General features: G+C 59.9%; 27 protein-coding genes. 10 read left to right on the forward strand and 17 right to left on the reverse strand.

Going from position 1 to position 24,503, the window contains the following annotated elements; translation table 11 throughout:
- Positions 1–30 precede the first annotated feature (30 nt).
- The 4 genes from ACJ8PI_RS06030 to phoP form a co-directional block, all read right to left on the reverse strand.
- Positions 31–822, reverse strand: coding sequence for a Fic family protein (locus ACJ8PI_RS06030; RefSeq protein ID WP_164134146.1), 792 nt, complete (start codon positions 820–822; stop codon positions 31–33).
- Positions 823–1,008: 186 nt separating this feature from the next.
- The gene (locus ACJ8PI_RS06035) at positions 1,009–2,130 is read right to left on the reverse strand and encodes a ribosomal protein uL16 3-hydroxylase (protein WP_004941161.1); all 1,122 of its coding nucleotides are present in this window, start codon (positions 2,128–2,130) and stop codon (positions 1,009–1,011) included.
- An 84-nt stretch (positions 2,131–2,214) separates the two neighbouring features.
- Positions 2,215–3,672: a two-component system sensor histidine kinase PhoQ gene (phoQ, locus tag ACJ8PI_RS06040; RefSeq protein WP_033638202.1), complete on the reverse strand. Its 1,458-nt coding sequence runs from the start codon at positions 3,670–3,672 to the stop codon at positions 2,215–2,217.
- Between the two features lie 5 nt (positions 3,673–3,677).
- Complete coding sequence (gene phoP / locus ACJ8PI_RS06045; protein WP_033638204.1) at positions 3,678–4,349, reverse strand: two-component system response regulator PhoP; 672 nt, start codon at positions 4,347–4,349, stop codon at positions 3,678–3,680.
- 380 nt (positions 4,350–4,729) lie between these two features.
- Here phoP and ACJ8PI_RS06050 point away from each other — a divergent pair, with 380 nt between their 5' ends.
- Complete coding sequence (locus ACJ8PI_RS06050) at positions 4,730–5,749, forward strand: ADP-ribosylglycohydrolase family protein (RefSeq protein WP_060417649.1); 1,020 nt, start codon at positions 4,730–4,732, stop codon at positions 5,747–5,749.
- 21 nt (positions 5,750–5,770) lie between these two features.
- Here ACJ8PI_RS06050 and ACJ8PI_RS06055 read toward each other — a convergent pair whose 3' ends face one another.
- A complete protein-coding gene (locus ACJ8PI_RS06055) occupies positions 5,771–6,535 on the reverse strand; it encodes a GntR family transcriptional regulator (RefSeq protein WP_164097456.1) in 765 nt (254 codons plus the stop codon).
- A 139-nt stretch (positions 6,536–6,674) separates the two neighbouring features.
- Here ACJ8PI_RS06055 and pdxR point away from each other — a divergent pair, with 139 nt between their 5' ends.
- The 3 genes from pdxR to ACJ8PI_RS06070 all read left to right on the forward strand — a co-directional run bounded on the left by pdxR (position 6,675) and on the right by ACJ8PI_RS06070 (position 9,477).
- Complete coding sequence (gene pdxR, locus ACJ8PI_RS06060; protein WP_164134147.1) at positions 6,675–8,189, forward strand: MocR-like pyridoxine biosynthesis transcription factor PdxR; 1,515 nt, start codon at positions 6,675–6,677, stop codon at positions 8,187–8,189.
- A 115-nt stretch (positions 8,190–8,304) separates the two neighbouring features.
- Entirely contained in the window at positions 8,305–8,757 is a 453-nt protein-coding gene (locus ACJ8PI_RS06065; protein ID WP_049235126.1) for a GNAT family N-acetyltransferase, read from the forward strand.
- Between the two features lie 15 nt (positions 8,758–8,772).
- Complete coding sequence (locus tag ACJ8PI_RS06070; RefSeq protein ID WP_164134148.1) at positions 8,773–9,477, forward strand: GNAT family N-acetyltransferase; 705 nt, start codon at positions 8,773–8,775, stop codon at positions 9,475–9,477.
- A gap of 51 nt (positions 9,478–9,528) precedes the next feature.
- On the opposite strand, the gene purB is transcribed toward ACJ8PI_RS06070, so the two are convergent.
- Together purB and hflD are read right to left on the reverse strand one after the other, a co-directional pair.
- Entirely contained in the window at positions 9,529–10,899 is a 1,371-nt protein-coding gene (gene purB / locus ACJ8PI_RS06075; protein ID WP_033638215.1) for an adenylosuccinate lyase, read from the reverse strand.
- A 22-nt stretch (positions 10,900–10,921) separates the two neighbouring features.
- The gene (gene hflD, locus ACJ8PI_RS06080; RefSeq protein ID WP_033638217.1) at positions 10,922–11,548 is read right to left on the reverse strand and encodes a high frequency lysogenization protein HflD; all 627 of its coding nucleotides are present in this window, start codon (positions 11,546–11,548) and stop codon (positions 10,922–10,924) included.
- Between the two features lie 331 nt (positions 11,549–11,879).
- On the opposite strand from hflD, the gene kup reads away from it, so the two are divergent.
- Positions 11,880–13,748 (forward strand): low affinity potassium transporter Kup, encoded by a 1,869-nt coding sequence (kup, locus tag ACJ8PI_RS06085; RefSeq protein WP_048321481.1) that lies wholly within the window; start codon positions 11,880–11,882, stop codon positions 13,746–13,748.
- A gap of 48 nt (positions 13,749–13,796) precedes the next feature.
- On the opposite strand, the gene mnmA is transcribed toward kup, so the two are convergent.
- The 4 genes from mnmA to rluE form a co-directional block, all read right to left on the reverse strand.
- A complete protein-coding gene (gene mnmA, locus ACJ8PI_RS06090) occupies positions 13,797–14,897 on the reverse strand; it encodes a tRNA 2-thiouridine(34) synthase MnmA (protein ID WP_033638220.1) in 1,101 nt (366 codons plus the stop codon).
- 106 nt (positions 14,898–15,003) lie between these two features.
- Entirely contained in the window at positions 15,004–15,450 is a 447-nt protein-coding gene (locus ACJ8PI_RS06095) for an NUDIX hydrolase (protein WP_041034763.1), read from the reverse strand.
- A gap of 9 nt (positions 15,451–15,459) precedes the next feature.
- Positions 15,460–15,825 (reverse strand): lysozyme inhibitor LprI family protein, encoded by a 366-nt coding sequence (locus ACJ8PI_RS06100; protein WP_164134149.1) that lies wholly within the window; start codon positions 15,823–15,825, stop codon positions 15,460–15,462.
- A gap of 10 nt (positions 15,826–15,835) precedes the next feature.
- A complete protein-coding gene (gene rluE, locus ACJ8PI_RS06105; RefSeq protein ID WP_164134150.1) occupies positions 15,836–16,474 on the reverse strand; it encodes a 23S rRNA pseudouridine(2457) synthase RluE in 639 nt (212 codons plus the stop codon).
- Between the two features lie 131 nt (positions 16,475–16,605).
- Here rluE and icd point away from each other — a divergent pair, with 131 nt between their 5' ends.
- The gene (icd, locus tag ACJ8PI_RS06110; protein ID WP_033638224.1) at positions 16,606–17,859 is read left to right on the forward strand and encodes an NADP-dependent isocitrate dehydrogenase; all 1,254 of its coding nucleotides are present in this window, start codon (positions 16,606–16,608) and stop codon (positions 17,857–17,859) included.
- Between the two features lie 74 nt (positions 17,860–17,933).
- Here icd and uspF read toward each other — a convergent pair whose 3' ends face one another.
- The 3 genes from uspF to ACJ8PI_RS06125 all read right to left on the reverse strand — a co-directional run bounded on the left by uspF (position 17,934) and on the right by ACJ8PI_RS06125 (position 19,070).
- Positions 17,934–18,383, reverse strand: a complete 450-nt coding sequence (gene uspF / locus ACJ8PI_RS06115; protein WP_033646368.1) for a universal stress protein UspF — start codon at positions 18,381–18,383, stop codon at positions 17,934–17,936.
- Between the two features lie 213 nt (positions 18,384–18,596).
- On the reverse strand, positions 18,597–18,824 hold the full coding sequence (locus tag ACJ8PI_RS06120) for a YgdI/YgdR family lipoprotein (RefSeq protein ID WP_033638226.1): 228 nt from the start codon (positions 18,822–18,824) through the stop codon (positions 18,597–18,599).
- A 12-nt stretch (positions 18,825–18,836) separates the two neighbouring features.
- On the reverse strand, positions 18,837–19,070 hold the full coding sequence (locus ACJ8PI_RS06125) for a YgdI/YgdR family lipoprotein (RefSeq protein ID WP_033638227.1): 234 nt from the start codon (positions 19,068–19,070) through the stop codon (positions 18,837–18,839).
- Between the two features lie 346 nt (positions 19,071–19,416).
- On the opposite strand from ACJ8PI_RS06125, the gene tolA reads away from it, so the two are divergent.
- On the forward strand, positions 19,417–19,860 hold the full coding sequence (tolA, locus tag ACJ8PI_RS06130; protein WP_079656975.1) for a cell envelope integrity protein TolA: 444 nt from the start codon (positions 19,417–19,419) through the stop codon (positions 19,858–19,860).
- A 149-nt stretch (positions 19,861–20,009) separates the two neighbouring features.
- Here tolA and ACJ8PI_RS06135 read toward each other — a convergent pair whose 3' ends face one another.
- A complete protein-coding gene (locus ACJ8PI_RS06135; protein WP_060706461.1) occupies positions 20,010–20,300 on the reverse strand; it encodes a hypothetical protein in 291 nt (96 codons plus the stop codon).
- Between the two features lie 144 nt (positions 20,301–20,444).
- Here ACJ8PI_RS06135 and ACJ8PI_RS06140 point away from each other — a divergent pair, with 144 nt between their 5' ends.
- Positions 20,445–20,864, forward strand: coding sequence for a GNAT family N-acetyltransferase (locus ACJ8PI_RS06140; RefSeq protein WP_103773965.1), 420 nt, complete (start codon positions 20,445–20,447; stop codon positions 20,862–20,864).
- A gap of 60 nt (positions 20,865–20,924) precedes the next feature.
- Here ACJ8PI_RS06140 and ACJ8PI_RS06145 read toward each other — a convergent pair whose 3' ends face one another.
- Positions 20,925–22,040 carry an AI-2E family transporter gene (locus ACJ8PI_RS06145; protein WP_033646364.1) on the reverse strand — a complete coding sequence of 372 codons (1,116 nt, stop codon included), beginning with the start codon at positions 22,038–22,040 and terminating at the stop codon, positions 20,925–20,927.
- A 294-nt stretch (positions 22,041–22,334) separates the two neighbouring features.
- Between ACJ8PI_RS06145 and ACJ8PI_RS06150 the strand changes: the two genes are divergently transcribed.
- Positions 22,335–22,472: a hypothetical protein gene (locus ACJ8PI_RS06150; RefSeq protein ID WP_162837928.1), complete on the forward strand. Its 138-nt coding sequence runs from the start codon at positions 22,335–22,337 to the stop codon at positions 22,470–22,472.
- Between the two features lie 64 nt (positions 22,473–22,536).
- Here the strand turns inward: ACJ8PI_RS06150 and ACJ8PI_RS06155 are convergent, their stop codons facing one another.
- Positions 22,537–23,748: an MFS transporter gene (locus ACJ8PI_RS06155; RefSeq protein ID WP_049234404.1), complete on the reverse strand. Its 1,212-nt coding sequence runs from the start codon at positions 23,746–23,748 to the stop codon at positions 22,537–22,539.
- Between the two features lie 227 nt (positions 23,749–23,975).
- Here ACJ8PI_RS06155 and ACJ8PI_RS06160 point away from each other — a divergent pair, with 227 nt between their 5' ends.
- Entirely contained in the window at positions 23,976–24,434 is a 459-nt protein-coding gene (locus ACJ8PI_RS06160) for a hypothetical protein (RefSeq protein ID WP_033638235.1), read from the forward strand.
- The last annotated feature ends 69 nt before the right edge of the window (positions 24,435–24,503 follow it).

Here is a 24,503-nt window from a genome sequence, read left to right on the forward strand (position 1 = left end):
TCATTAAATTAGCTAAGTAGCATGCAATTTTTACTGCATGCTAGTTAACTCACTCGTTGCAGAGTCGTAAAGCAGGTGGATGCAATTACAATAAAACTTAATAATATTGTCCCATTCGGAAAATAAAAAGGCTTCGCGTAAGCTAAGTACATAACCACTACGTGCAAAATGACAAAGCTCAGTAAGAGGGAGGTAGCTAAGCGGCTTTATTTGTAACATGAGATTAAAAAGGATTCTGGCGGCGCGTCCATTCCCATCTTGCAGAGGGTGGATATGCATAAACATGACTGCGAAAATGATAGCATGAAATAATTTGTTATCATCGCTATTTCCCTTTGCGTACTCTCGCAGGTTGGAGAGTGATTCGCTTAATAGTGAAATATCAATGAATTCAGTGTAGCTGCCATCCTTATCGGGGACAGTTCTTATATTTGCTTTCCTAAAGGGGAACGAGCGTCTCGTTATTTCACTTCCTATTTTTTCAATGAATTGGATAAATGATAGGTTATTGTTAACGATGTCGGAAAGAGTGGGGTAAAACTGATGATAGAAGATGGCTTCGTTCTGGCTTGTTGAGTTTTCGCTGGGAAATATATCGAGATCCACATAGGCGCTTAAGCGATGCTGTAATGGTTGGATCCTTTTATCCTCAATTACCTGATTTGCATTTTCCAGTAACTGCTTGTATTCAAAGGATATATTCTGAATCAATACTTGTGTTCTGTCTAAAAGTAAGCGTGTATCCGTATGAAAATGATTAACTTTGGGGTAGTCCATACGTAGTAATTTAATGACCTTTCCTTGTATTACGTAATTTTCCATTTTTCATCGTCCATGAAATTTCGTTAATGTGTTAAAAAGGTAGGTTAATATTATTTCGTTTAGGTTTCACAACTATTAATATTTTGTTTCCATGTGTCGAAGTGTTGCCAACTTTTTACCCCCAAAGAAAAGGCCCGCATAAGCGGGCCGGTAGACATATTCAGTAGGCGCCGTCGCCCCGAGAACTCAGTCGTTAAAGTACCAATAGCCGCTGTTGACCAGCGCGGTCAGCAGCGCCAGGAACGACGGGTCGTCCACCGCGTCGCCGAGCAGGGCGGCGTCGACGCTGAAGTGCTGGCAAAGGGCGTCTGCTGCCTGCAGCTGGTCGGTGTCGATCAGCTCGCCGTTGACGAAGCAGCGATCGCCGACGCGCAGCACGCGCAACCCGCCCAGACGCTGCAGCGCTTCACCCTGCTGCAGCAGCTCGTAGATTTCCCCGGCCTGATACGGCGGCTCCGGCGGCGCCAGATCCAGCTCGTGGCGCGACTGGGAGATAAACTCGCCGAACCAGTGCTGGAAGTGTTCCGGCTGTTGCACCAGATCCAGCATCATCTGCCGTAAGGCGTCCACTTCCTGCGGCAGGATCTCCGCCGGGTGTTCGCGCAGTTTAACGTCCGGATCGCCGTAGCGTTTGCTGCCCAGCTCGCGCGCCAGCACGTAGTCGGCGAAGCCGCTCACCAGCTCGCGGCCGTTCGGCGCGCGGAAGCCCACCGAATAGTTGAGCGCGTTTTCCAGCGCGTAGCCTTCATGCGGGAAGCCCGGCGGAATGTAGAGAATGTCGCCCGGCTCCATCTCTTCGTCGATGATGGCGTCGAACGGCTCCACCTGCAGCAGATCCGGGTGCGGGCAGTGCTGTTTCAGCGGCGTTTTTTCCCCGACGCGCCAGCGGCGGCGGCCGGTGCCCTGAATGATGAACACGTCGTACTGATCGAGATGCGGGCCGACGCCGCCGCCCGGTACCGAGAAGGAGATCATCAGGTCATCCATCCGCCAGTCCGGCAGCTGGCGGAACGGGCGCATCAGCGCCGCGGAAGGCTCATGCCAGTGGTCCACCGCCTGCACCAGCAGCGACCAGTTGTTTTCGCTCAGGTGATCGAAGCTCTCGAAGGGGCCGTGCGCGACCTGCCAACGGCCGTCCTGGTGGCTGACCAGGCGGCTGTCCACTTCGTTTTCCATCGCCAGCCCGGCCAGCTCATCCGGGGAGATCGGATCGATAAAGTTTTTGAAGCCGCGCTTCAGAATCACCGGACGCTTTTGCCAATAACGTTGCAAAAAATCGTTCCAGTCCAGGTCTAATTGATAATCCATGTTCTATTCCAGGAGAGAGGAGTGAGCCTGTGTGCGATTATAACGGAAGTTTGGCCCCGTGGATCGGGGCCGCAGCGGCATAATTTACTCGTTGTGGTGGGTGTCGTGCTGGCGGGCGAAGGTGACCTGCATGCGCGCGCCGCCGAGCGGGCTGTCGCTGATGACGATTTCGCCGTCGTACTGCTCGATGATCTCCGCCGCCACCGACAAACCCAGGCCCTGGCCGGGGCGCAGAGTATCCACCCGCTGGCCGCGCTGGAAGATCAGCTGGCGCTTGCTTTCCGGGATCCCCGGGCCGTCGTCGTCGATAACGATGGTAAGGTTTTTCTCGGAGTGCAGCGAGGTGATCTCCACGAACTCCAGGCAGTATTTGCAGGCGTTTTCCAACACGTTGCCCATCACTTCCATAAAGTCGTTTTTCTCGCCCATAAAGGTCACTTCCGGCGAGATGTCCAGCGTGATCACCACCCCTTTGCGCTGATAAACCTTATTCAGCGCCACCACCAGGCTGTCGAGCAGCGCCGGCACCGAATGGATCTCGCGCGTCAGCACCGTCTGGCCGGAGTTGATGCTGGCTCGGTGCAGGTAGTAACCGATTTGCTGCGAGATGCGCCCGATCTGATCCAGCATGATCGGCTCGGCTTCTTCGATGGTGGTCTGTTTGCCGCTGCGCAGCGAGCGCAGGGTGCTTTGCAGCACCGCCAGCGGCGTTTTCAGGCTGTGGGTCAGATCCGACAGGGTAGTGCGGTACTTGGTGTAGCGCTGGCGTTCGTTGCGCACCAGAATGTTCAGATTGCGCACCAGCCCGCGCAGCTCGCTGGGCGGGTTCTCATCCAGCTGATCGCGCTCGCCGTTCTCCAGCTCGCCCACCTGATTGACCAGCGCCTTGATCGGCCGCAGGCTCCAGTAGGCCGCCAGCCACAGCAGCGGCACCACCAGCAGCAGGTTGGCCAGCAGCACGTAGCTGAACCACTCCCACACCACGTCGGATCGCTGCAGCTCCTGCGGAATGCTGTCGACCACCACGATGGTCAGCGCCGGCAGGCGAGGCGTGGCGGCATAGGTGTTGACAGCCACCGAGTGGGTCAGCGCGTTCTGATCGGTATCGTCGTAATTCTTCAGCTGATCCTGCGCTTTGGGGTTGTCCCCCAGCACTTCGCTACTGACGCGGGTGTCGGTGTCGATTTCGTAAAAGCCGGACTCCTCCAGCCATTCCTTGTTGATCAGCTTCTCCAGCTCCGGCACCTTGCGCTGGCTCCACAGCAGGTTGCCTTTATCGTCGTAGATAAATACCAGCGTCGGGAAGTTGAGATCGATATCGGGGGGAATGGCGATGGTGAGCTTGTTGTCTTTCCACTGTGCCAGACTGAAGAACAGGTTGCTCTCGCCGCGCAGCAGGCGGAAGGCGGTTTTGTCGAAGCTGACGATATAGCCGACGACCGCCACCAAACCGTAAGAGAGCGACAGCGCCAGGATCACCCCGGCGGTCGCCATCAGGAAGCGGGCACGCAGCGAAAACGGTTTTTTATTCTTGTTGAACATTATGTTCACTTCGCGTCAAAACGATAGCCCTGGCCACGTACCGTGGTGATCACTTCATGCGGGTATTCCGCCTGCACCTTCTTGCGCAAGCGGCCCATCAGCACGTCGATGGTGTGGCTTTCGCGCAGCTCGGCGTCCGGGTAGAGCTGCAGCATCAACGAATCCTTGCTCACCACCTTGCCGGCGTTGCGGATCAGGGTTTCGATGATGGTGTATTCAAAGGCGGTCAGCTTGATTTGCCGATCGTTGACGCTCAGTTCGCGGCGCGACAGATCGATCTGGAACGGCGGCAGCACGATCACCTGCGAAGCCAGGCCGCTGTTGCGGCGCATCAGCGCCTGCATGCGGGCGATCACTTCTTCCAGGTGGAACGGCTTGGTGACATAGTCGTCGGCGCCGGCTTCCAGCACCGCCACTTTGTCCTGCCAGCTTTCGCGGGCGGTCAGCACCAGGATCGGCAGCTTGGCCTGGTGCGCGCGCCAGCGGCGGATCAGGCTCAGGCCGTCTTCACCCGGCAGGCCGAGATCGACGATGGCGATATCCGGCGCGTGCTCCTGCAGGAAGTAATCGGCTTCCTTGGCGTCTTCGGCCGCGTCGACCTGATGGCCCATCTCGCGCATCTGAACGGAAAGGTGGTGGCGCAGCAGACCATTATCTTCAACAACCAGTACTCGCATGGCGAACTCCTGTGACTATGCGGGTGAACGTCCTGTCACCCACGCGATAAAAAGGGAACACGCTCTGCGGCGTGTCAGGGGATAACGCGGCCACCTGAACCATGTTGACAAAAAGTGCTGAGGCTATGGTAGGTATAACCCGCCCGGCTCGCAAGAGAGCCGAAGCAATGTATTAAAATAAGCGTTATCAATTTGTTCGCCGACATTATCGACAAGTTCTGATAAACGTCGGATAAACAGCGGCGGGGCGACGTTAAACGCAACTTAAACGCGCCGGGCATTGCCCGCGGAAAGAACGTGTGAGCCGGGGCGCTTGATAAGCTTTAAAGGTACTAATAAGGTATTATTGAGGCATCGGCACATTTTCTCAGGAGCGACGGATGAAGCAGTTAACCCAGGCGGAACGCATAGCGGGCGCACTTTACGGACAGATGCTGGGCGACGCGCTCGGCATGCCTTCCGAGCTGTGGCCGCGCGAGCGGGTTAAGCGCCACTTCGGCTGGATAGACGGCTTTCTCGACGGGCCGGCGGAGAACACCGCCGCCTGTTATTTCAAGGCCGGGCAATATACCGACGATACCGCGATGGCATTGGCGTTGGCCGATGCGCTGGTGGAGGCGCAAGGCGAGGTGGTGCCGGAGCTGATCGCCCGCAACGTGATCCGCTGGGTGGACGGTTTTGACGCTTTCAACAAGAACATTCTCGGCCCCAGTTCCAAACTGGCGCTGAGCGAGCAAAAAGCGGGCACGCCGATCGCCGAGTTGGAAAACAACGGCATCACCAACGGTGCGGCGATGCGCATTTCGCCTTTGGGCTGCGTGCTGCCTTCCGCGCCGCTGGAGGATTTCTGCCGGCAGGTGTGGCTGGCCTGCAGCCCGACGCACAAATCCGACATCGCCGTCGCCGGTGCGGTGGCGATCGCCTGGGCCGTGGCGCGGGCGGTGGAAGGGGCTGACTGGGCCTCCATTCGCCTGGCGTTGCCGGGGGTGGCGGAGTATGCCCAGCGCCGGCAGGAGACGACGTTCAGCCCTTCGCTGGCGGCGCGCATCGAACTGGCGTTTCAGGTGGTGGATGAAGCCATCGGCACCGAGCAGGCCTCCGAGCGGGTGTATCAGCTGATCGGGGCCGGGGTGAGCACTATCGAGTCGGTGCCCGCAGCACTGGCGATGGTGCAGCTGGCGCAAACCGACCCTACCCGGTGCGCCGTGCTGTGCGCCAACCTGGGCGGCGATACCGACACCATCGGCGCGATGGCCACCGCGATTTGCGGCGCGCTGCACGGCGCCGAGGCGATTGAGCCGGGGCTGCTGGCGGAGTTAAAACGGGTGAATCCGCTGGATATCGGGGCTTATGTTCAGGCGTTCGCGCGTTTTCGCCGCCGCCGGCAGGGCGAGTCGTAAGCCGCCGCGTGACGCAACGGGTCAGCTTTCGCTGGTAAATTCGTACATGTCGCTGCGGCAGAAGCTTTCACTGTATTCGATCGGCTTTTTTTGGTGGTCGAACAGCGTCTGGCGCACGATCAGCAGCGGCATCGGCTCCGAGAGCCGCAGCGCCTGACGGATATCGTCGTCGGCCATCGCGGCGCTGACCTGGCTGCGCAGCGATCCCATCTCCACCTTATTGCGCCGGAAGTAATCGTACAGCGAGATGCCGATCTCGTCGACGTTGGCAATCGCCGCCGCCACCACGTAGGACACCGCCACCGACATTGGCCGCCGATCGATCAGGTGAATGCGTTTGAGTTGGTAGATCGGCGTTCCGGCCGCCAGCTGGAGCTTTTCAGCCAGCTCAGCGCCGGCGGGTATCCGTTCGCGGCTGATCCACTGCGTGTCCGGCCGGCGCCCCTGCTGTATTACCTCGCGCGAGAATCCTTTGACGTCCGCCAATGAATAGAACAGCTTCGGCTCGGGCCGCTGCGGTTGAATAAAGGTGCCGTAGCCGCGCGAACGGCCGATGATGCCGTCCTGTTCGAGGCAGGCCAGCGCCTTGCGCACCGTGATGCGCGAGATGCCGAGCCGTTCGGTGAACAGGCGCTCGCTGGGCAAAAAATCCCCCGCATTCAGCAACCCCTGCTCGATGGCCTTGCGCACCGAGGCGTTGAAGCGCAAATACAGCGGCATCGCGCCCGCGCTGGCCAGATCCTGCTGCAGTTTGTCCAGCAGACGCTGGTTGGTCTCCTTGCTCATAGCCGACGGAAGTCCTGTAGCCGCAATGCGATGGCTTATTTAAGGGGATTTCGCCGGGCAGCGCAACTGCCGCCGCCGCCGGGGTGAAATGAGGTAGAGTAGTGCGTCGGCCCCCTGAGCCAGGAGAAACAAATACCCCATGAGCGATACCCCACGACACGCGGACGACGCGGCGATCCTGGCCGCCTTCGCGCAGCAGCGGCGGCAAGGCCTGACCCGGCGTTCGGCGCTGCATCAGGCCCTGATACAACTAATCGCCGCCGGAGAACTGGCCTGGCGGACGCAGCTGCCGCCGAGCCGCGCGTTGGCGGCCCGGCTGACGGTGGCGCGCGACACGGTGGAACAGACCTACGCGCGGCTGGAAGCGGAGGGGTTCATCAGCCGAACGGTGGGGCGCGGCAGCTTTGTGCGTTATCGCTGCGACACGCTGCTCGGCCGTGAACTGCTGGCGACGGCGGCAGGGCAAGAGGCGCGGTTGGCGGAGCGCGAGCTGAGCGATTGCGGCCGGGCGCTGCTGGCGGTCAGCCATACGCCGCACACCAGCCGCCAGGCTTCGCTGACGCCTTCGCTGGCGGACCTGCGGGCGTTTCCCATCGAGCAATGGCTGCAGCAGGAAAAGCAGGCGCTACGGCGGCACGGCGAGCGGCTGTTGGGGTATGCCGATCCGCAAGGGTTGCCGGAGCTGCGCGCGGAGATCGCGCGCTATCTGCAGCGGGAGCGGGGCGTGAAGGCGACGGCGGAACAGGTGATCGTGGTGACCAGCTCTCAGCAGGCGTTGGCGCTGTGTACCCAGGTGCTGTTCGATCCCGGCGATGCGGTGTTCGTCGAAGAGCCGGGTTACCAGGGGGCGAAAAAGCTGGTGCAGTCGGCGGGGCTGCAGGCGCGGCCGATCGGCATCGACGAGCAGGGATTGGACGTCGGGCAGTTGATGCAGGCCTCGGGCGGCGGACGGGGCGTTTACATCACGCCGTCCCATCACTACCCGCTGGGGTATTCGCTGAGCCTCGAGCGGCGGCTGGCGCTGCTGCAGTGGGCGCAGCGGCAGCGGGCCTGGATCATCGAAGACGACTACGACGCCGAGTTCAACTATGACCGGCAAACCAAGGCGGCATTGCAGGGGCTGGACAGCGGCGGGCGCACGCTGTACATCGGCACCTTCAGCAAGACGCTGTTTCCGGGGCTGCGCATCGGTTTCATGATTGCGCCGCCGCAGCTGGTGCGGCCATTGGTCGCCGCCAGGCAGTTTCAGGACGGCTACACGTCGGCGCTGGCGCAGATGACGCTGTTCCACTTCCTGCACGAGGGCGGCTACGCCGAGCATCTGCGCAATATGCGCACGTTGTACAAGGCGCGGTTGAACGTGCTGTACGACGCGGTGCATCGTCACCTGGCGGCCTGGACGCGCCCGGCGTTGCCGCAGGGCGGGCTGCAGCTGGTGTGCCCGTTGGCGGATGCGGCGACGGAGCGGCGGCTGGTGGCGGCGGCCGCCGAACGGGGAATTCGGCTGTACGGCCTGGCGGACTTCTATACCGGCACGCCGCAGCGCGGGGCGCTGGTGCTCGGCTTCTCGGCCTATACGCCGGATGAGATCGTGCGCTTTATCGCGACGCTGGCGCAGGTGTTCAACGCGCTGCCGGTGGCAAGCGACGGCTAAAATTGGTCTGCTCTGCGTTTCGTATTGGTCCGTATTGTACCGTCGCCGCGCGGTGTATTCTGCCGCTATCCGGTTATTTCCCCAATGGAAATAACATCTTACTCCGTGAGGCGCTATGAACCCATACAACCCTGAAGTGACTATCCGCAGAATCAATGGCGACGACAAAGCACAGTGGCTGGCGCTGTGGCAGGGCTATCTCGATTTTTATCGCGCCGACGTGGCGCCGCAGGTGACCGATCGCACCTTCGAACGCCTGGGGCAGGATGAACAGGTGTACGGGCTGGTGGCGCAGGATGCCGACGGCCAACTGCTGGGGCTGATGAACCTGGTGTTCCATCCGTCCACCTGGAGCGCGGTCGGCTATTGTTATATCGAGGATCTCTATGTGTCGCCGCAGGCGCGCGGCCACAAGGTGTCGGAAAAGCTGTTCGAACAGGCGTATCGACTGGCGGAGGCGCGCGGCAGCGATCGGGTCTACTGGATGACCCAGGAGTACAACGCGCCGGCGCGCTCGCTGTACGACAAAATCGGCAGAAGAAGCTCGTTTATCGTTTATACCCGTTAACCGCAGGAGGCGTGTATGGCAATGAATCGTTATGGTCAGCCGGTCGGAGAACCGATGCCGGATTGGCAGCCGGCTCGCCGCCCCGGCGGCGCGACGCTCGGCGGGCGTTTCTGCTCGCTGGCGCCGCTCGAGCCGCAGCGGGATTACGCCGCGCTGTTCGAGGCGTTTCAACTGGCGCCGGACGGCCGCGACTGGACCTATCTGTCCATCGAACGGCCCGATACGCCGGCGGCGATGTTGCAGCATCTGGAGACGCTGCAGGCCAACCCGGCGCTGGTTAATCTGACGGTGTTCGACGCCACCAGCGATGCGCTGATGGGCACGGTGGCGCTGATGCGCATCGACGAAGCCAACGGGGTGCTGGAGATCGGCCACGTCAGCTGGTCGCCGTTGATGAAACAGCGCTCCAGCGCCACCGAGGCCATCGCGCTGCTGCTGCGCTATGCCTTCGACACGCTGGGCTACCGCCGCTGCGAGTGGAAGTGCGACAGTCATAACGCGCCGTCCCGCCAGGCCGCGCTGCGCTTTGGCTTTCGCTACGAGGGCAACTTCCGCTTCGCGGTGATCGTCAAGGGGCGCAGCCGGGATACCGACTGGTTCGCCATCACCGCCGACCGCTGGCCGACGGTGCGGCAGGCGCTGGCGCGCTGGCTGAGTGCGGACAACTTCGATGCGCAGGGGCGGCAGATAGCCCGGTTGCAGGTGCTGCGCGGCGAATAGCAAAGAAAAAGGCGGCCCGCGGGCCGCCTTGTCGTTGTCAGGCTAAAGCGCTTACTTCAGCTCGTCGACCATGGTGGTGGCGCGGCCGATATAGTTGGCCGGGGTCATCGCCTTCAGACGGGTTTTCTCTTCTTCCGGCAGCGCCAGGCCATCGATGAACGCCTGCATGCCGGCGGCATCCACGCGCTTGCCGCGGGTCAGCTCTTTCAGCTTCTCGTAAGGTTTCTCGATGCCGTAGCGGCGCATCACGGTCTGGATCGGCTCGGCCAGCACTTCCCAGTTGTGATCCAGTTCGTCCAGCAGGTGCGCCTGGTTCACTTCCAGCTTGCTGATGCCTTTCAGGGTGGCCTGATAGGCGATCAGCGCGTAGCCCAGGCCAACGCCCAGATTACGCAGCACGGTGGAATCGGTCAGGTCGCGCTGCCAGCGGGACACCGGCAGTTTGCCCGCCAGGTGGCCCAGCACGGCGTTGGCCAGGCCCAGGTTGCCTTCGGAGTTTTCGAAGTCGATCGGGTTGACCTTGTGCGGCATGGTGGAAGAACCGATTTCGCCGGCGATGGTCTTCTGCTTGAAGTGGTTCAGGGCGATGTAGCCCCAGATGTCGCGGTCGAAGTCGATCAGAATGGTGTTGAAACGCGCTACGCAGTCGAACAGCTCGGCGATGTAGTCATGCGGCTCGATCTGGGTGGTGTACGGGTTCCAGGTGATGCCGAGCGAGGTCACGAACGCTTCGCTGAACTGATGCCAGTCCACTTCCGGGTAAGCGACGATGTGGGCGTTGTAGTTGCCGACCGCGCCGTTGATTTTACCCATGATCTCCACGCGCTCCAGCTGGCGGTACTGGCGCTCCATGCGGTAAGCCACGTTGGCGAATTCTTTGCCGACGGTCGACGGGGTCGCCGGCTGGCCGTGGGTGCGCGACAGTAGCGGAATATCGCGGTATTCCAGCGCCAGCCCTTTCAGCGCGTCGATGATCTTGCGCCAGTAAGGCAGCACCACGTCCTGACGGGCGCTTTGCAGCATCAGCGCGTGCGACAGGTTGTTGATGTCTTCGGAGGTGCAGGCGAAGTGGATGAACTCGGACACCGCGTGCAGCGCAGGCACCGCCGCCACTTTTTCCTTCAGGAAATACTCGACCGCTTTCACGTCGTGGTTGGTGGTGCGCTCGATGGTTTTGATGCGCTGAGCGTCTTCTTCATTGAATTCCGCGACGATTTTGTCGAGGAAAGCGTTTGCGTCGGCGTCAAAAGCGGGAACTTCCTTGATTTCTGCGCAGGCCGCCAGTTTTTGCAGCCAACGTACTTCAACCTGTACGCGGAATTTCAGCAGACCGTATTCGCTGAAAATGGGGCGCAGTGCGCTGACTTTATCACCGTAGCGTCCATCAACGGGGGAAACGGCGGTCAGTGAGGATAATTCCATCGGTAGCAACTCCTGGGATCGATTAACAATGAGCAACGATATTTTGCGCCTGTTTGAACAGACGATTACGGGAAAACATTAACTGCAGGCGGCTGCCGCCGACCTGTTGCCACAGCACGGCGGCGCGAATGCCGGCCAGCAGCGTGGCGCGAACCTTGGCCTGCACCTGCGGGTTCTGCAAGATAGCCGGCGAGCCGGTCACCTGGATGCGCGGCCCGAGCGGGCTGACCACGTCGACGTAAATGCCGGCCAGCGCGCTGATGATGGTGTCCGACTCAAGATCGAAGTGCGCCAGCTGGCGTTCGAGCTGGCTGAGGCGTTCACCGAGCGTGTTCATCGCCTGTTTGTTGGCGTTGAGCTTGCGCTCCAGCACCATCAGGCTGATGGTGTAGCGGGTCAGTTCCGCGCCCGGCCCTTTGTTGTTGGCGTTAAGCACGCCCATCAGGGTTTCGAGGCCGACCATCAAATTGCGTTCTTCACCGCCGAACACCGCCAGCGTGGAGGGCGGGTCCATCTGCAGCAGGCTTTTCAGCGAGGTCTGAAAGGCTTCGCGGTTGCATTGCCCTTCATGGGCCAACTGCTGAACCAAACGCGCCGACTGGCTGATACCCGCCATGGCCAGCGTGATGTCATAATAATTCTTCGCCACGATTACTCCTGTAAACGCTGTGAACGGTACATGGCTTACTGCATAAGGTTGTGTGTATCGCAGGGGTAACGGCGGCGGCCGCGAACGGTAACGAACGGGCGTGGCTGTAACAACGATGACAACGAATGCCGCGGATCATGCCACAAAATCGAGGCTAAACCCAGCGTCTAATACGCCCGAGACGAGGCGGAGGCGCCGTACGGCGCAGAACTGCGCAGACAGGCGGCGAAAATCGCCGGCGCGGCGGCGCGAACTTATTGTTGCGGCGGCAAATAAAGTGCGGCGGCTGCATCTATACTGCCAACGTGAGCCCTCAAATAAAGATCTTCATATGCACGTAAAAAACAAGCAGCCGCTGCCGGCGGTAACGCTGGCGGCCATCGGCGTGGTGTACGGCGATATCGGCACCAGCCCGCTGTATACCCTGCGCGAATGCCTGACGGCGGAGGAGGGCATCACCATGACGCCGGCCTCAATCTACGGCTTTTTGTCGCTGATTTTCTGGCTGCTGACGCTGGTGGTGTCCATTAAATACATTTGTTTCGTGATGCGCGCCGACAATGACGGCGAGGGCGGGATCCTGACGCTGATGTCGCTGGCGATCCGCAGGCTGGATGCGCGCTGGGTGCCGGCGGCGGTGCTGATCGGGCTGGTGGGCGGCAGCTTCTTTTACGGCGACGGGGTGATCACCCCGGCCATTTCGGTGCTTTCGGCCATCGAGGGGCTGCAGATTATCGCCCCCGAACTGGACAGCTTTATCGTGCCGCTGTCGCTGCTGGTGCTGACCGCGTTGTTCGCGATACAAAAGCGCGGCACCGGCAGCGTCGGCAAACTGTTCGCCCCGGCGATGGTTATCTGGTTCCTGACGCTCGCGCTGCTGGGCATCGGCGGCATTCTGCAGCACCCTGGCGTGCTGCGGGCGCTGAACCCTTACTGGGCGGTGAATTTCTTCCTCGAATACAAGACGGTGTCGTTCTTTGCGCTGGGCATGGTGGTGCTGTCGGTCACCGGCGCCGAAGCGCTGTACGCCGATATGGGCCACTTCGGTAAAAAGCCGATCCGTCTGGCGTGGTTTACGCTGGTGGCGCCGGCGCTGGTGCTGAACTACTTCGGCCAGGGGGCGCTGTTGCTGACCAATCCGGCGGCGATCAACAACCCGTTCTTCCTGCTGGCGCCGACCTGGGCGCTGATCCCGCTGCTGGTGATCGCCACGCTGGCGACGGTGATCGCCTCGCAGGCGGTAATCTCCGGCGTGTTCTCGCTGACGCGGCAGGCGGTGCGGCTAGGCTACCTGCCGCCGATGCGCATCATCTATACCTCCGATCAGGAGTCCGGGCAGATCTACATTCCGGTGGTGAACTGGCTGCTGTTCGCAGCGGTGCTGATCGTGATTATCAGTTTCAAACACTCCAGCAACCTGGCCTCGGCTTACGGCATCGTGGTGACCGGCACCATGCTGCTGTCGTCGATTTTACTGAGCATCGTGGCGGTGAAAAACTGGGGCTGGCCGCGCGCGCTGGGCGGGCTGATGCTGGTTGTCATGCTGTGCATCGACGTACCGCTGTTCGGCGCCAACCTGATCAAGCTGGCGACCGGCGGCTGGCTGCCGGTGGTGCTTGGGCTGATGATTCTGCTGATCATGCTGACCTGGAAGACCGAGCGTTCACGTCTGATCCGCCGGCTGCGCGACAACCAGGAGGGGCTGAGCGCGCTGATCGAGTCGCTGGAGGAGGCGCCGCCGAAGCGGGTGCCGGGCACCGCGGTGTTTATGGAGCGTACGCCGCACGCGGTGCCGCTGGTGCTGTTGCATAACCTGAAGCACAACAAGGTGCTGCATGAGCGCGTGGTGCTGCTGACCATCGTCACCACCGACATGCCGTACGTGCATAACGTGCAGCGGGTGACGATCGAACAGCTGTCGGCGAGTTTCTGGCGGGTGGTGGCGAGCTACGGCTGGCGCGAGACGCCCAACGTCACGGACATCCTTTACCGCTGTGGGCTGGAGGGGATGAGCTTCACCATGAACGAAACCTCGTTCTTTATGTCGCGCGATACGCTGGTGCTGGGCAAGCGGCCCTGGTATTTGCGCGTGCGCGGCAAGGTGTTCCAGCTGTTGCAGCGCAATGCGCTGCGCGCGCCGGATCTGTTCGAAATCCCGCCGAATCGGGTGATCGAACTGGGGGCGCAGGTGGAATTTTGAATAAAAAAAACGCTGCGGTAAACGCAGCGTTTTTCTTTTGCCGGGCAGTTACGCCAGGCGCTGTTCGATGATGCCGCCGCCGAGGCAAATTTCGCCCTGGTAGAACACCGCCGACTGGCCGGGGGTGACGGCGGAGACCGGCTCGTCGAAACGCACTTCGATGCGTTCGCTGTCGAGCGGGGTCACGGTGCAAGGGATATCCTGCTGGCGATAGCGGGTCTTCACCGTGCAGCGGAACGGGCCGCTCAGCGGCAGGCGATCCACCCAGTGCAACTGCTGCGCGATAAGGCCGGTAGACATCAGGCGCGGGTGATCGTGCCCCTGGGCGACCACCAGCACGTTGTTGGCCACGTCTTTATCCACCACGTACCACGGATCTTCGCTGCTGTCTTTCAGGCCGCCGATGCCCAGCCCTTTGCGCTGGCCCAGGGTGTGATACATCAGGCCCTGGTGCTCGCCGACGGTCTGGCCGTCAACGCTGACGATCGGGCCCGGCTGCGCCGGCAGGTAACGGCCGAGGAAGTCGCGGAACTTGCGCTCGCCGATAAAGCAGATGCCGGTAGAATCTTTCTTCTTGGCGGTGACCAGCTCCAACTGCTCGGCGATGCGGCGCACCTCCGGCTTCTCCAGCTCGCCGACCGGGAACAGGCTTTGCGCCACCTGCTCGTGGCTCAGGGTGTAGAGGAAGTAGCTCTGATCCTTGTTGCCGTCGACGCCGCGCAGCAGGCGGCTTTTGCCGTCCACGTCCTGGCGGCGCACGTAGTGGCCGGTGGCGATGAAATCGGCCCCCAGATCTTCGGCGGCGAACTCCAGGAAGGCCTTGAATTTGATCTCTTTATTGCACAGGATGTCCGGGTTCGGCGTGCGGCCGGCCTTGTACTCTTCCAGGAACAGCTCAAACACGTTGTCCCAGTATTCCGCCGCAAAGTTCACCGTGTGCAGTTCGATGCCCAGCTTGTCGCAGACCGCTTGCGCGTCGGCCAGATCGGTCGCGGCGGAGCAGTACTCTTCGTCGTCGTCTTCTTCCCAGTTCTTCATGAACAGCCCAGCGACCTGATAGCCCTGTTGCTGTAACAGATAGGCGGTAACGGAAGAGTCGACGCCGCCGGACATACCGACGATTACTTTTTTCTGGCTGTTGTCTGACATGGGGATCTCACGAACTTGAACACGAACCGTGCTGATAAAAACAAGCGCAGGATTTTACCACGTTGGCCGCTCCGGTGCACTGTTCATCTTGTGCTGCCCCGCGCCCTTAAAACGGCCAGGCGAAGCTGCCGACCAACGACAGCGGGTAGCGCTCCGGCTGCTGGTAGCTGCGAATGCTCTCCGCCACCAGCGCGGAACGCAGGTTGGGCGCCTGCAAGATCTCGTCGGCGCTTAGCCACAGGCAGCGATCGATGTCGCTGTCGTGCGGCTCGGTCGGCAGCGGCTGTTCCAGCTCGATAACGAAGCAAAAACGCAGGAACGGCGTGCGATCCGGCGCGATCCACTGGTGCAGGCGCAGGAACGCCTGCGGCGCGGCGCGGATGCCGGTCTCTTCCCACAGCTCGCGCTCGGCGGCCTGCACCAGCGTCTCGTCGGCCTCCAGGTGGCCGGCCGGCTGGTTCCACAGCGCTTTGCCGTTGATGGTCTCTTCGACCACTAAAAATTTGCCGGCGGCGTGCACCACGCAGGCCACGGTGACGTGCGGTTTGAACATGCGCTCTCCTTACAGCGGTTTGTCGATGCGCCGGTAGATGTCGTCCAGCTCGGCGATGCGGGTGCGATAGCTTTTGAGCAGGCAGGCGGTATCGCCGCCGCACCGCTGGCGTTTTGCTAGCCAGTCCTGCTGGCTGTCCTGCATCGCGCCGCGCGCGCCCATGGCGAACAGGCCGCGCAGGAATTGGTATTTTGTGGCCATTTGCACGTCCAGATCGTTCAGCGTGCGGTCGGCGCAGATGGCGCGTTCATCGCTGCCTGCCGCCTTGGCGCGTTCATCGCTGCCTGCCGCCTTGGCGCAGTCGAAGCTGGCGGCCTGGGCGGCGAGCGGGGCCGCCAGTGCGGTGAACAGCAGCGCGGTCAGTGTGTTCCTCATGGCGCCTCCATCAGTGATCGGTCCACAGGGAATCGATGCTTTTCCATTCACCAGGTTGCAGTGAACCCAGCGAAAGATTACCCATACTGTAGCGAATCAGGCGCAGGGTAGGGAACCCGATATGCGCCGTCATGCGACGCACCTGGCGATTTCGCCCTTCATACAGGGTGATTTTCAGCCAGCAAGTGGGGATGGATTTACGTTCGCGGATCGGCGGGTTGCGTGGCCACAGCCACTGCGGTTCGGCCACCAACTCCACCCCGGCGGGCAGCGTGGGGCCGTCTTTCAGCGTGACGCCGCTGCGCAGCGGCGCCAGATCGCTCTCCTGCGGCGCGCCCTCGACCTGCACATAATAGATTTTGCCGGTGCGTTTGCCCGGCTGGGTGAGCTGCGCCTGCAGCTGGCCGTCGTTGGTCAGCACCAGCAGCCCTTCGCTGTCGCGATCCAGGCGCCCGGCGGCGTAAACGTCGGGGAAGGGGATGTACTCTTTCAGCGTGGCGCGGCCGGCTTCGTCGGTGAACTGCGGCAGCACGTCGAAGGGCTTGTTGAATAACACAATTCGGCGCGGCCCTTTCGGCGCGGCGGGTTTGGCGGCATTCGGCTTGCTGAATCGTTTAACTTTGTGATTTCTAACAGAGAATTTTTTCATAACGGTTGAGATTACGGATGATAAGCGCATTATAACCGAATCCGTTTCGGATTGGCGCGGACCGAATATTCAAGTAGTATCTACACGCATCTTACAAAGCATTAACAAAATTGCGCTTGAAGGAGAGGTTGATGGAAAGCAAAGTAGTTGTTCCGGCAGAAGGTAAAAAAATCACGGTTGACGCCCAGGGTAAACTGGTTGTTCCTCATAACCCGATCATCCCGTTCATCGAAGGCGACGGCATCGGCGTTGACGTGACTCCTGCCATGATCCACGTGGTTGATGCGGCCGTTAAAAAGGCTTACCACGGCGAACGTAAAATCTCCTGGATGGAAATCTACACCGGCGAAAAATCTACCCACGTTTACGGTAAAGACGTGTGGCTGCCGGACGAAACTCTGGACCTGATCCGCGACTACCGCGTCGCCATCAAAGGCCCCCTGACCACCCCGGTCGGCGGCGGCATCCGTTCTCTGAACGTGGCCCTGCGCCAGCAGCTGGACCTGTACGTGTGCCTGCGCCCGGTGCGTTACTACCAGGGCACCCCAAGCCCGGTGAAACAGCCTGAGTTGACCGACATGGTGATCTTCCGTGAAAACGCCGAAGACATCTACGCCGGCATCGAGTGGAAAGCCGGCTCCGCCGAAGCGGACAAAGTGATCAAATTCCTGCGCGACGAAATGGGCGTGAAGAAAATCCGCTTCCCAGAGCAGTGCGGTATCGGCGTGAAGCCATGCTCCGAAGAAGGGACCAAGCGTCTGGTGCGTGCGGCGATCGAATACGCCATCACCAACGACCGCGACTCCGTGACCCTGGTTCACAAAGGCAACATCATGAAGTTCACCGAAGGTGCCTTCAAGGATTGGGGCTATGAGCTGGCGCGCGAAGAGTTCGGCGGTGAGCTGATCGACGGCGGCCCATGGCTGAAGATCAAGAACCCGAACACCGGCAAAGAGATCGTAGTTAAAGACGTGATCGCCGACGCCTTCCTGCAGCAGATCCTGCTGCGCCCGGCGGAATACGACGTGATCGCCTGTATGAACCTGAACGGTGACTACATCTCCGACGCCCTGGCGGCCCAGGTCGGCGGCATCGGCATCGCGCCGGGCGCCAACATCGGCTCCGACTGCGCGCTGTTCGAAGCGACTCACGGCACCGCGCCGAAGTACGCCGGCCAGGACAAAGTGAACCCAGGCTCCATCATCCTGTCCGCAGAGATGATGCTGCGTCACATGGGCTGGTTCGAAGCGGCTGACCTGATCGTTAAGGGCATGGAAGGCGCTATTGCCGCCAAGACCGTGACCTATGACTTCGAACGCCTGATGGAAGGCGCTAAACTGCTGAAATGTTCAGAGTTTGGCGACGCTATCGTAGAGCACATGTAAGTGTGTTTGGCGTTTGAATAAGAGCGGGAGCCTTAGGGCTCCCGTTTTTTTATTGTTCGAATGGGCATGGGATATCAAGGATTGGCCGATTCACGCACCACCAGCACCGGGCAATTGGCGTGGCGCACGACGGCGGTGGCATTGGAGCCGAGGAGGTAAGTGATCGCAGAAGGGCGGTTGGAACCCATCACAATAATCTCCGCGTTAAGCGCATCAGCGAGTTCCAGGATCTGATCTTTAGGATCGCCGACGGCCACGTGCGTGGTCACTCTATCTTCAGGCACGCTGAATTCTTTGGCCGCTTTCGCCAACCCTTCGGTCGCTACCGCAATGATTTCGTCTTTGGTTTCTATCGCCGCGGTGGCGGCAAAGCCGAAAGCGGCGTAGGTGGCGCGTGACGGGATCACCGCCAGGAAATGGACGTGGGAGTCTTCGAGCCTGGCGAGCGCGTTGACATGTGGGATGACCTGCTGCGTTAATTCCGGCTCGGTAATATCGACTGGAACCAAGATAGTTTTATACATACTCCCTCCTTATCATTATCAAATAACTCCACTTCTTGGATTATAGCTGTTCGACGCAGGGAAAGGAGAGATCCGTATGGCAAACCCGGGAACGTTGGCGCTGAAATGTCAGGTGTTCGACGTTATCGTTAAATGCAGGCAAGTACGCCGGGTTTAGAGTAGAAAGGGAGCCATTGGCTCCCTTGGTGTTAGCTGGCTGAGATTATCGGAACCTTAATGAGGGATCTCTGAAACCTCTTTGACTTCCGTCTTGTTGATTTGCTGTTTAACGCCATTGGCGTCGGTATAACCGAGCAACCCGGCAGAAGTTTCTTTCGGCTTGCCGTCACTGATGAGCGTTCGACCGTCGTGGGTATGGATGGCGTAGCTGGTGCGTGTGCAGCCTGACAGTGCGGCGATGGCAACCAGGGCGATCGCGGGAAGAACAAGCGTTTTTTTCATTTGAAGCTCCTTTTAGTTATCCAACTCACTCATGTTTGCAATCTGGTCTCGATTGATCTGTTCCGTTTTGCCCGTTTCAGCGTTTCGATAGGAGACTAACCCGGTATCTGTATCGACCTGAGGTTTGCCGTCGGTGACAATGGTCTTGCCATCCGTTGTTTTGATCGCCTGATTGGAAGCGCAGCCCGCAATGAACATCACCGTAGTTGCAGCAAGAAGCGCGGCAAAGAGTCGTTTGCTTTTCATACCTACCATCCTGGTTACTTAAACGAATTTAATATCAGGAAAATAAGTATAGGCAGATTTTCCAGATTGCCAGGGTTGAAAGTGCTTATGGTGGGATAAAAAAGTAAGAATAACTTAATTTATTGATGGGGTGATTACCCATTCGGGAGATGTCGACAGGTCAGGGGGCTCAGGCGTGCGGCCCGGTGAGGGGGTTAGGGTTTCATATCATCATCTACTCACGATTTTCCGCGCGCCAGTGCGTGATGTCATTGGTGGTTTGGCGTTAATTCTGTATAAGTATTCACCGGGGATCTTTTCGAATACAACGTTGATTCGGCTGATAATCATCCATAAGGACAGGGATATGAAAATAACGCATTCAGGCTATAAAACCGGCGCCGCCACCTTATTGGCGGCGATGCTCGCACTGGCATTAACGGGGTGTGCCAAGAGCACTGTCCCCAGCCAAACCGATCCGGCGAATAAAGAGGCCGATGACCATTTTGCCAACCTTGGTGACCCAAAGACGCCTGCGCCGGGAAAAGAGAAAGAACAGTATTTTGCCCAGTTGCTGGCCGTGATTCAAAGCCATTTGAAAGATGCAGAAGCCTACTCAGGCAGAAGTTGTACATTGCGCATCAAGCTGGCGCCGGATGGTCTGCTGATCAGCGTTCGGGCTGAACAAGGGGAGCCGCAACTTTGCCAGGCCGCGATAAAGGCAATCGTCAATGCGCGTTTGCCTAAGCCGCCAACGGCCGCGGTTTACGAAGCGGTCAACAACGGCACGTTGGAGTTTCGGCCGATATGAAAGTAAAGGGCGGCATCTGCGATGCCAGATAATTAGACCAAAAGTCGCAGGCCGTACTTTCATGCGGCCTGTGAGTATTGGGTTGTGCAATATTTCGTATAGCGTTTCCTAATGTTGAATCCAGTCTTCACGGCATATGTTGCCAAGACTTACCGATACATCATTGCGCTCACGCGCTCGCTTTGATCTTTAAAACCGTTGCTGCGCATCGTGACCACGTAATAGCGGTAGTGGTGTTTCTGCGCGTACTCGCGCACCAGCTCTTCGGCAAACAGGCCGCTGAAGGTGACGGTGGTGACGAAGGTCAGCCCTTTCACTTCGTAGGTGCTGATCTCTTGCGGAGTGCCGATATACGGCGGCGGGAACACGGTTTTGTGGAACTGGCAACCTGTCAGCAGCAGGGTAAACAGCAGGGCGGCGGAGATTTGCGGTATTTTCATCGGGAAATGTTTCCTTCCTTGGCGTGTTTTTAGTAACTCTATAATAGGATTACAAAATTTGGCGGGGATGTAAAAATTATCCCGCTTCGGTTGCCGTTTCGTTGAAGCGGCGCCGCCGTCATCCATACGAATGAGGGGTTAAATATGCTTGTGCGCCTTGCTGCTGAAACCGATGCCGCAGCGCTGATCGCCCTGGACAGCGTTGCTCAGAATGCGCCGCAGCGCGCGGCGCAAATCCGCGCCTGGTGCGCGCAGGGCATCTGTTTTCTTGCCGAGGAACAGGGCATGGTGATGGGCTATGGCGTGCTGCACTATCACTTCTTCGGCTGCGGCTTTATCGAGATGTTGATGGTCGGCGAGCGCTATCGCCGCCGGGGCGTCGGGCAGGCGCTGATTGCGGTGTTGAAGTCTCATTGCCGGCACCCGAAGCTGTTCACCTCCACCAATCGCTCCAACCTGCCGATGCAGCGGCTGCTGCTGAACGCCGGATTTGTCGCCAGCGGCCAGATTGACAATCTCGATGAGGGCGATCCGGAGCAGGTCTTTTTTATCCCGGCGCGCTGATACAAAACCACTGACAAAAAAGGGGCCCATTGGGCCCCTGCGTGATTCGCTGCGGGAGGTTTACTCCACCGCGTCGGGATGATTTTTGCCTTCCTCGATAAACGCTTCGTCGATCTCTTCGATGTTCTCCTCGCTGTCGCGGCCGGACAGAATGTTCCAGCAGGCGATGAACAGCGCGGCGATCAAGGGGCCGATGACGAAGCCGTTGATGCCGTAGATCTCCATGCCGCCCAGGGTGGAAATCAGGATCAGGTAGTCCGGCATTTTGGTGTCTTTGCCCACCAGCAGCGGGCGCAGAATGTTGTCCACCAGGCCGATCACCACCACGAAGAACACTACCAGGAAAATGGCTTTCCATAGCATGCCGGTAGCGAAGAAGTAGATCACCGCCGGCACCCAGATGATAGCGGAGCCTACGGCCGGGATAATCGACAGGAACGCCATCAGCGCGCCCCACAGCAGGCTGCCGTCGATGCCGGTAAAGTAAAACGCCAGCCCGCCGAGCGCGCCTTGCACCACGGCGACCACCACTGTGCCCTTGACGGTGGCGCGGGAGACGGCGGCGAACTTCACGAACAGGTGGTGTTTTACGTGCTGGGAGAGCGGCAGCGCTTCGAGCGCCAGGTTCACCAGATAGGGGCCGTCTTTCAGCAGGAAGAACAGCAGGTAGAGCATCACGCCGAAGCCGACGACGAAGTTGAAGGTGCCCTTGCCGATCAGGAAGACGCTGCCCGCCAGATATTGCCCGCCCTTGAGCGCCACCTCGGAAAGCTGCTTTTGTATCTCGGCGGCGCTGTTGAGGTTATGTTCCGCCAGGAAGCGCTGCGCCCAGCCGGGCAGGTGGCGCATAAAGTCCGCCAGCATGGTCGGCAACTGGCTGTTGTTGGTCTGCAGCTTGGTGTAGATCACGTTGAATTCCATCGCCAGCGACGAGGCGATGATCGCCAACGGCGTGAACACGATCAGGCAGATCAGCGCCACCGTCAGCAGCGACACCACGCCGTTGCGTTCGCCGACGTACTGCTTCAGTTTCTTTTTTACCGGATGGAAAATCACCGCCAGAATGACCGCCCACAGCACCGAGGAGTAGTAAGGCCCCAGCACGTCGAGAAAGGCGGCGGTAACGATGAACAGGATCAGAATAAAGAATCCCTTGGAAATGCCTTTAGACATCATAGTCGTCCCTCAAAAGATGAATTTTCAGCATAGATGAACTGAATGAAAACAACACTATCATCACCTTTACTTAACCGGTAGGGGATTTTTAGTGGCGTATTCCATAGGGTTATTAAGGGCAAGGCGGGCGCCGCAGGGTGAACAGGCGGCGGCGTGAGAAAAGAAAGAGGGCTAAATAATTAACAAAATTTATAGATTGTGTTTCATTTTGTGAGCCGCGCTTGCCGCTTGGGCCAGGCTTTCCTAGTGTTGATGAGGGCGGCCGTTCGCCCGATATCACGAAGGAGTATGCAAATGACTGAACACAAACGACTCGGCGTCATCGAGAAGACGCTACTGATCGCCTTTGCCGGCCTGCTGGTGTATTTCGCGGCCACCGGCGCCTTGTCATTGTCGGGTCTCGATCATCATTGGCCTTATCCTTCGCGATAGGCAGGCACCTGCACCAGGGAAAATTCAGCACCGCTTATAACAAACAGAACAACCTTTCTGCTTATCACCCCGCCTTATGCCGCTGGCTGAGAAAAGCCAGCGCCAACAGCGCCCCTGACACGGCCGCCGCCAGCACCAGCCAGGCCGGGGCCGCCCAACCGGCTGCGGCCACGATGGCGCTCAGCGCAACCGGGCCGATCACCTGGCCGAGATAGTTCCCCTGCATCACCAGCCCCAGGCTCAGCGGCAGCAGCGTCGGTTCCGGCGTCGCCGCCGGCGTGGCGGCCAGAATGGTGGCGGGCAGCATGCCGGCGATGGCGCAGAACAGGAAACACAGCGGGATCAGCAGGGCGTTGGGCGTTATCGGCAAGAAAATGCCGATGCCGAAGACGCCGATGATCAGGCTGGTGGCCGCGAGCAGGCTACCGGCGCGCAGACCGCGCGACAGCAAGAGCCCGGCGGCGAGGTTGCCGATGATGTTCGCCGCCACCGCCGCCGCGCTGATACCGCCGGCGGCCGCCAGCGTCAGGCCGATGCGCTGCATCAGGAAGATCGGCAGGAAGGTCATCACCGAGAAAAATTGCAGGTTGTAGGTGGCGAACATCAGCGCCAGCAACAGCGGTCGGCGCGCCCGCAGCAGGGCGCCCAGCGCTTGCCGCAGCGGCAAGGACGGCGCGTGCGCCTCGGCGGTGCGGCGGGACGTGGTCAGCGGCAGCAGCAGGGCGGCCAGCAGCGTCAGCGCCGCACCGGCCTGCCAACTCTGCTGCCAGCCGGCGAGATGGGGGCCGAAAAACAGCGAAATGGCGATGCCCGCCGGCATGAAGGTGCTCCAGATGCCGAACACCAGGCTGCGCTGCGCCGGGGCGACGATGCGGTTCAGCACCGCCGGCGAGGCGACCACCACGATCACGAAGCCGAGGCCTTCGACAAAGCGGCTGACGATCAACCCGCTGAAGTCGTGCAGCGCGGCACCGGTAAAGCTGGCGGCGCTGATGATCAGCAGCCCGAGCGCCAGCAGCCGCCGGTCGCCCCAGCGGCGCACCAGCAGCCCGGCGGCGATGCCGCCGAACACCCCGACGAAGGGAAAGGCCGAAATAACCCAGCTCAGCGCTTCGAGCGAACGGCCGAATTCGGCCTCCAGTGCCGGCAGCGCGATGGTGGCCTTGCCCACGTGCAGCGCCGCGGCGATGCCGGCGAACAGCACGTTGATGACGGCTAGCCAGGGCGTGGCGGCGGGGAGAACGCGGTCGATGGCGTCCGGTTTAATCGCGGTCATAACACTCTCCAGTGGCGGTAACGCCATCACTATGTGCTCTTGCAACGGCTCAGGTCGTTCAAATGCTGCGCTATCACGTGGGGAAATTATTCATTTCGAGCTTTATTGAGCGCCTTCGTTGTTTGGTTCGCCAGCGTGCCGCCCGGCGTGGACGCTGATCCCCCTGCAGCGGTTTACTGTTCCGGCACGCAGCAGGCGTGTTGAATTCATTTTATAAGGAGCAGTGTATGTCAGAGATGATGAACGAGAGTGGGGCGCCGGCCATTGAATGGAGCTATGGCGGCCGGGGTGATGATATCAGCAGCAGCCTGAGCCTCGACACGGTTGAGGAGCAGCCGCAGGGTTTCTTGATGACGGTCGATCGGCCGGTGCAGATCTTTAAAGATGCGCTGTCGCCGATGATGGCCTTTGTCACGCTGCTGCGCCCGCTGTACGCCAAAACGAGCGAGGGTTTCCAGTACGTGCCGGTTTCCAATCCCTGGACCGACGTGCAGCGCCTGCCGGCCAGCGCGGGCTATCTGGGCGTGCAGGTCAACGCCGGGCTGTTCTTCCACGGCGCCAAGCCGACGCACTATAAAGATCGCGATGGCCAGATGAAACCGATCGACGGCGGCACGCTTTTGCAGCACATCACCGTGCTGCATCAGGTAGCGCAGCCACTCGGCCCGGGTGAAGGCGCCGTCTGAGCCGGCAGCGTTATTACGGGGGCCGGACGCGGCCCCTTATCGCGCCTTGAAACCGTGCGCAGGTTGGAT

Origin of the sequence: Serratia sp. CY82433 (assembly GCF_052166535.1) — a bacterium.
GTDB lineage: Bacteria > Pseudomonadota > Gammaproteobacteria > Enterobacterales > Enterobacteriaceae > Serratia > Serratia sarumanii.

What these genes read in the sequence shown, in the direction of transcription:
- ACJ8PI_RS06100 (WP_164134149.1), bottom strand. Translation starts at nt 15,825, where the DNA reads ATGAGGAACACACTGACCGCGCTGCTGTTCACCGCACTGGCGGCCCCG.
- ACJ8PI_RS06155 (WP_049234404.1), bottom strand. Translation starts at nt 23,748, where the DNA reads ATGACCGCGATTAAACCGGACGCCATCGACCGCGTTCTCCCCGCCGCC.
- phoP (WP_033638204.1), bottom strand. Translation starts at nt 4,349, where the DNA reads ATGCGAGTACTGGTTGTTGAAGATAATGGTCTGCTGCGCCACCACCTT.
- icd (WP_033638224.1), top strand. Translation starts at nt 16,606, where the DNA reads ATGGAAAGCAAAGTAGTTGTTCCGGCAGAAGGTAAAAAAATCACGGTT.
- ACJ8PI_RS06150 (WP_162837928.1), top strand. Translation starts at nt 22,335, where the DNA reads ATGACTGAACACAAACGACTCGGCGTCATCGAGAAGACGCTACTGATC.
- ACJ8PI_RS06030 (WP_164134146.1), bottom strand. Translation starts at nt 822, where the DNA reads ATGGAAAATTACGTAATACAAGGAAAGGTCATTAAATTACTACGTATG.
- ACJ8PI_RS06125 (WP_033638227.1), bottom strand. Translation starts at nt 19,070, where the DNA reads ATGAAAAGCAAACGACTCTTTGCCGCGCTTCTTGCTGCAACTACGGTG.
- ACJ8PI_RS06140 (WP_103773965.1), top strand. Translation starts at nt 20,445, where the DNA reads ATGCTTGTGCGCCTTGCTGCTGAAACCGATGCCGCAGCGCTGATCGCC.
- ACJ8PI_RS06065 (WP_049235126.1), top strand. Translation starts at nt 8,305, where the DNA reads ATGAACCCATACAACCCTGAAGTGACTATCCGCAGAATCAATGGCGAC.
- tolA (WP_079656975.1), top strand. Translation starts at nt 19,417, where the DNA reads ATGAAAATAACGCATTCAGGCTATAAAACCGGCGCCGCCACCTTATTG.
- phoQ (WP_033638202.1), bottom strand. Translation starts at nt 3,672, where the DNA reads ATGTTCAACAAGAATAAAAAACCGTTTTCGCTGCGTGCCCGCTTCCTG.
- purB (WP_033638215.1), bottom strand. Translation starts at nt 10,899, where the DNA reads ATGGAATTATCCTCACTGACCGCCGTTTCCCCCGTTGATGGACGCTAC.
- ACJ8PI_RS06135 (WP_060706461.1), bottom strand. Translation starts at nt 20,300, where the DNA reads ATGAAAATACCGCAAATCTCCGCCGCCCTGCTGTTTACCCTGCTGCTG.
- uspF (WP_033646368.1), bottom strand. Translation starts at nt 18,383, where the DNA reads ATGTATAAAACTATCTTGGTTCCAGTCGATATTACCGAGCCGGAATTA.
- ACJ8PI_RS06120 (WP_033638226.1), bottom strand. Translation starts at nt 18,824, where the DNA reads ATGAAAAAAACGCTTGTTCTTCCCGCGATCGCCCTGGTTGCCATCGCC.
- ACJ8PI_RS06160 (WP_033638235.1), top strand. Translation starts at nt 23,976, where the DNA reads ATGTCAGAGATGATGAACGAGAGTGGGGCGCCGGCCATTGAATGGAGC.
- ACJ8PI_RS06145 (WP_033646364.1), bottom strand. Translation starts at nt 22,040, where the DNA reads ATGATGTCTAAAGGCATTTCCAAGGGATTCTTTATTCTGATCCTGTTC.
- mnmA (WP_033638220.1), bottom strand. Translation starts at nt 14,897, where the DNA reads ATGTCAGACAACAGCCAGAAAAAAGTAATCGTCGGTATGTCCGGCGGC.
- kup (WP_048321481.1), top strand. Translation starts at nt 11,880, where the DNA reads ATGCACGTAAAAAACAAGCAGCCGCTGCCGGCGGTAACGCTGGCGGCC.
- rluE (WP_164134150.1), bottom strand. Translation starts at nt 16,474, where the DNA reads ATGAAAAAATTCTCTGTTAGAAATCACAAAGTTAAACGATTCAGCAAG.
- ACJ8PI_RS06095 (WP_041034763.1), bottom strand. Translation starts at nt 15,450, where the DNA reads ATGTTCAAACCGCACGTCACCGTGGCCTGCGTGGTGCACGCCGCCGGC.
- ACJ8PI_RS06055 (WP_164097456.1), bottom strand. Translation starts at nt 6,535, where the DNA reads ATGAGCAAGGAGACCAACCAGCGTCTGCTGGACAAACTGCAGCAGGAT.
- pdxR (WP_164134147.1), top strand. Translation starts at nt 6,675, where the DNA reads ATGAGCGATACCCCACGACACGCGGACGACGCGGCGATCCTGGCCGCC.
- ACJ8PI_RS06035 (WP_004941161.1), bottom strand. Translation starts at nt 2,130, where the DNA reads ATGGATTATCAATTAGACCTGGACTGGAACGATTTTTTGCAACGTTAT.
- ACJ8PI_RS06070 (WP_164134148.1), top strand. Translation starts at nt 8,773, where the DNA reads ATGGCAATGAATCGTTATGGTCAGCCGGTCGGAGAACCGATGCCGGAT.
- ACJ8PI_RS06050 (WP_060417649.1), top strand. Translation starts at nt 4,730, where the DNA reads ATGAAGCAGTTAACCCAGGCGGAACGCATAGCGGGCGCACTTTACGGA.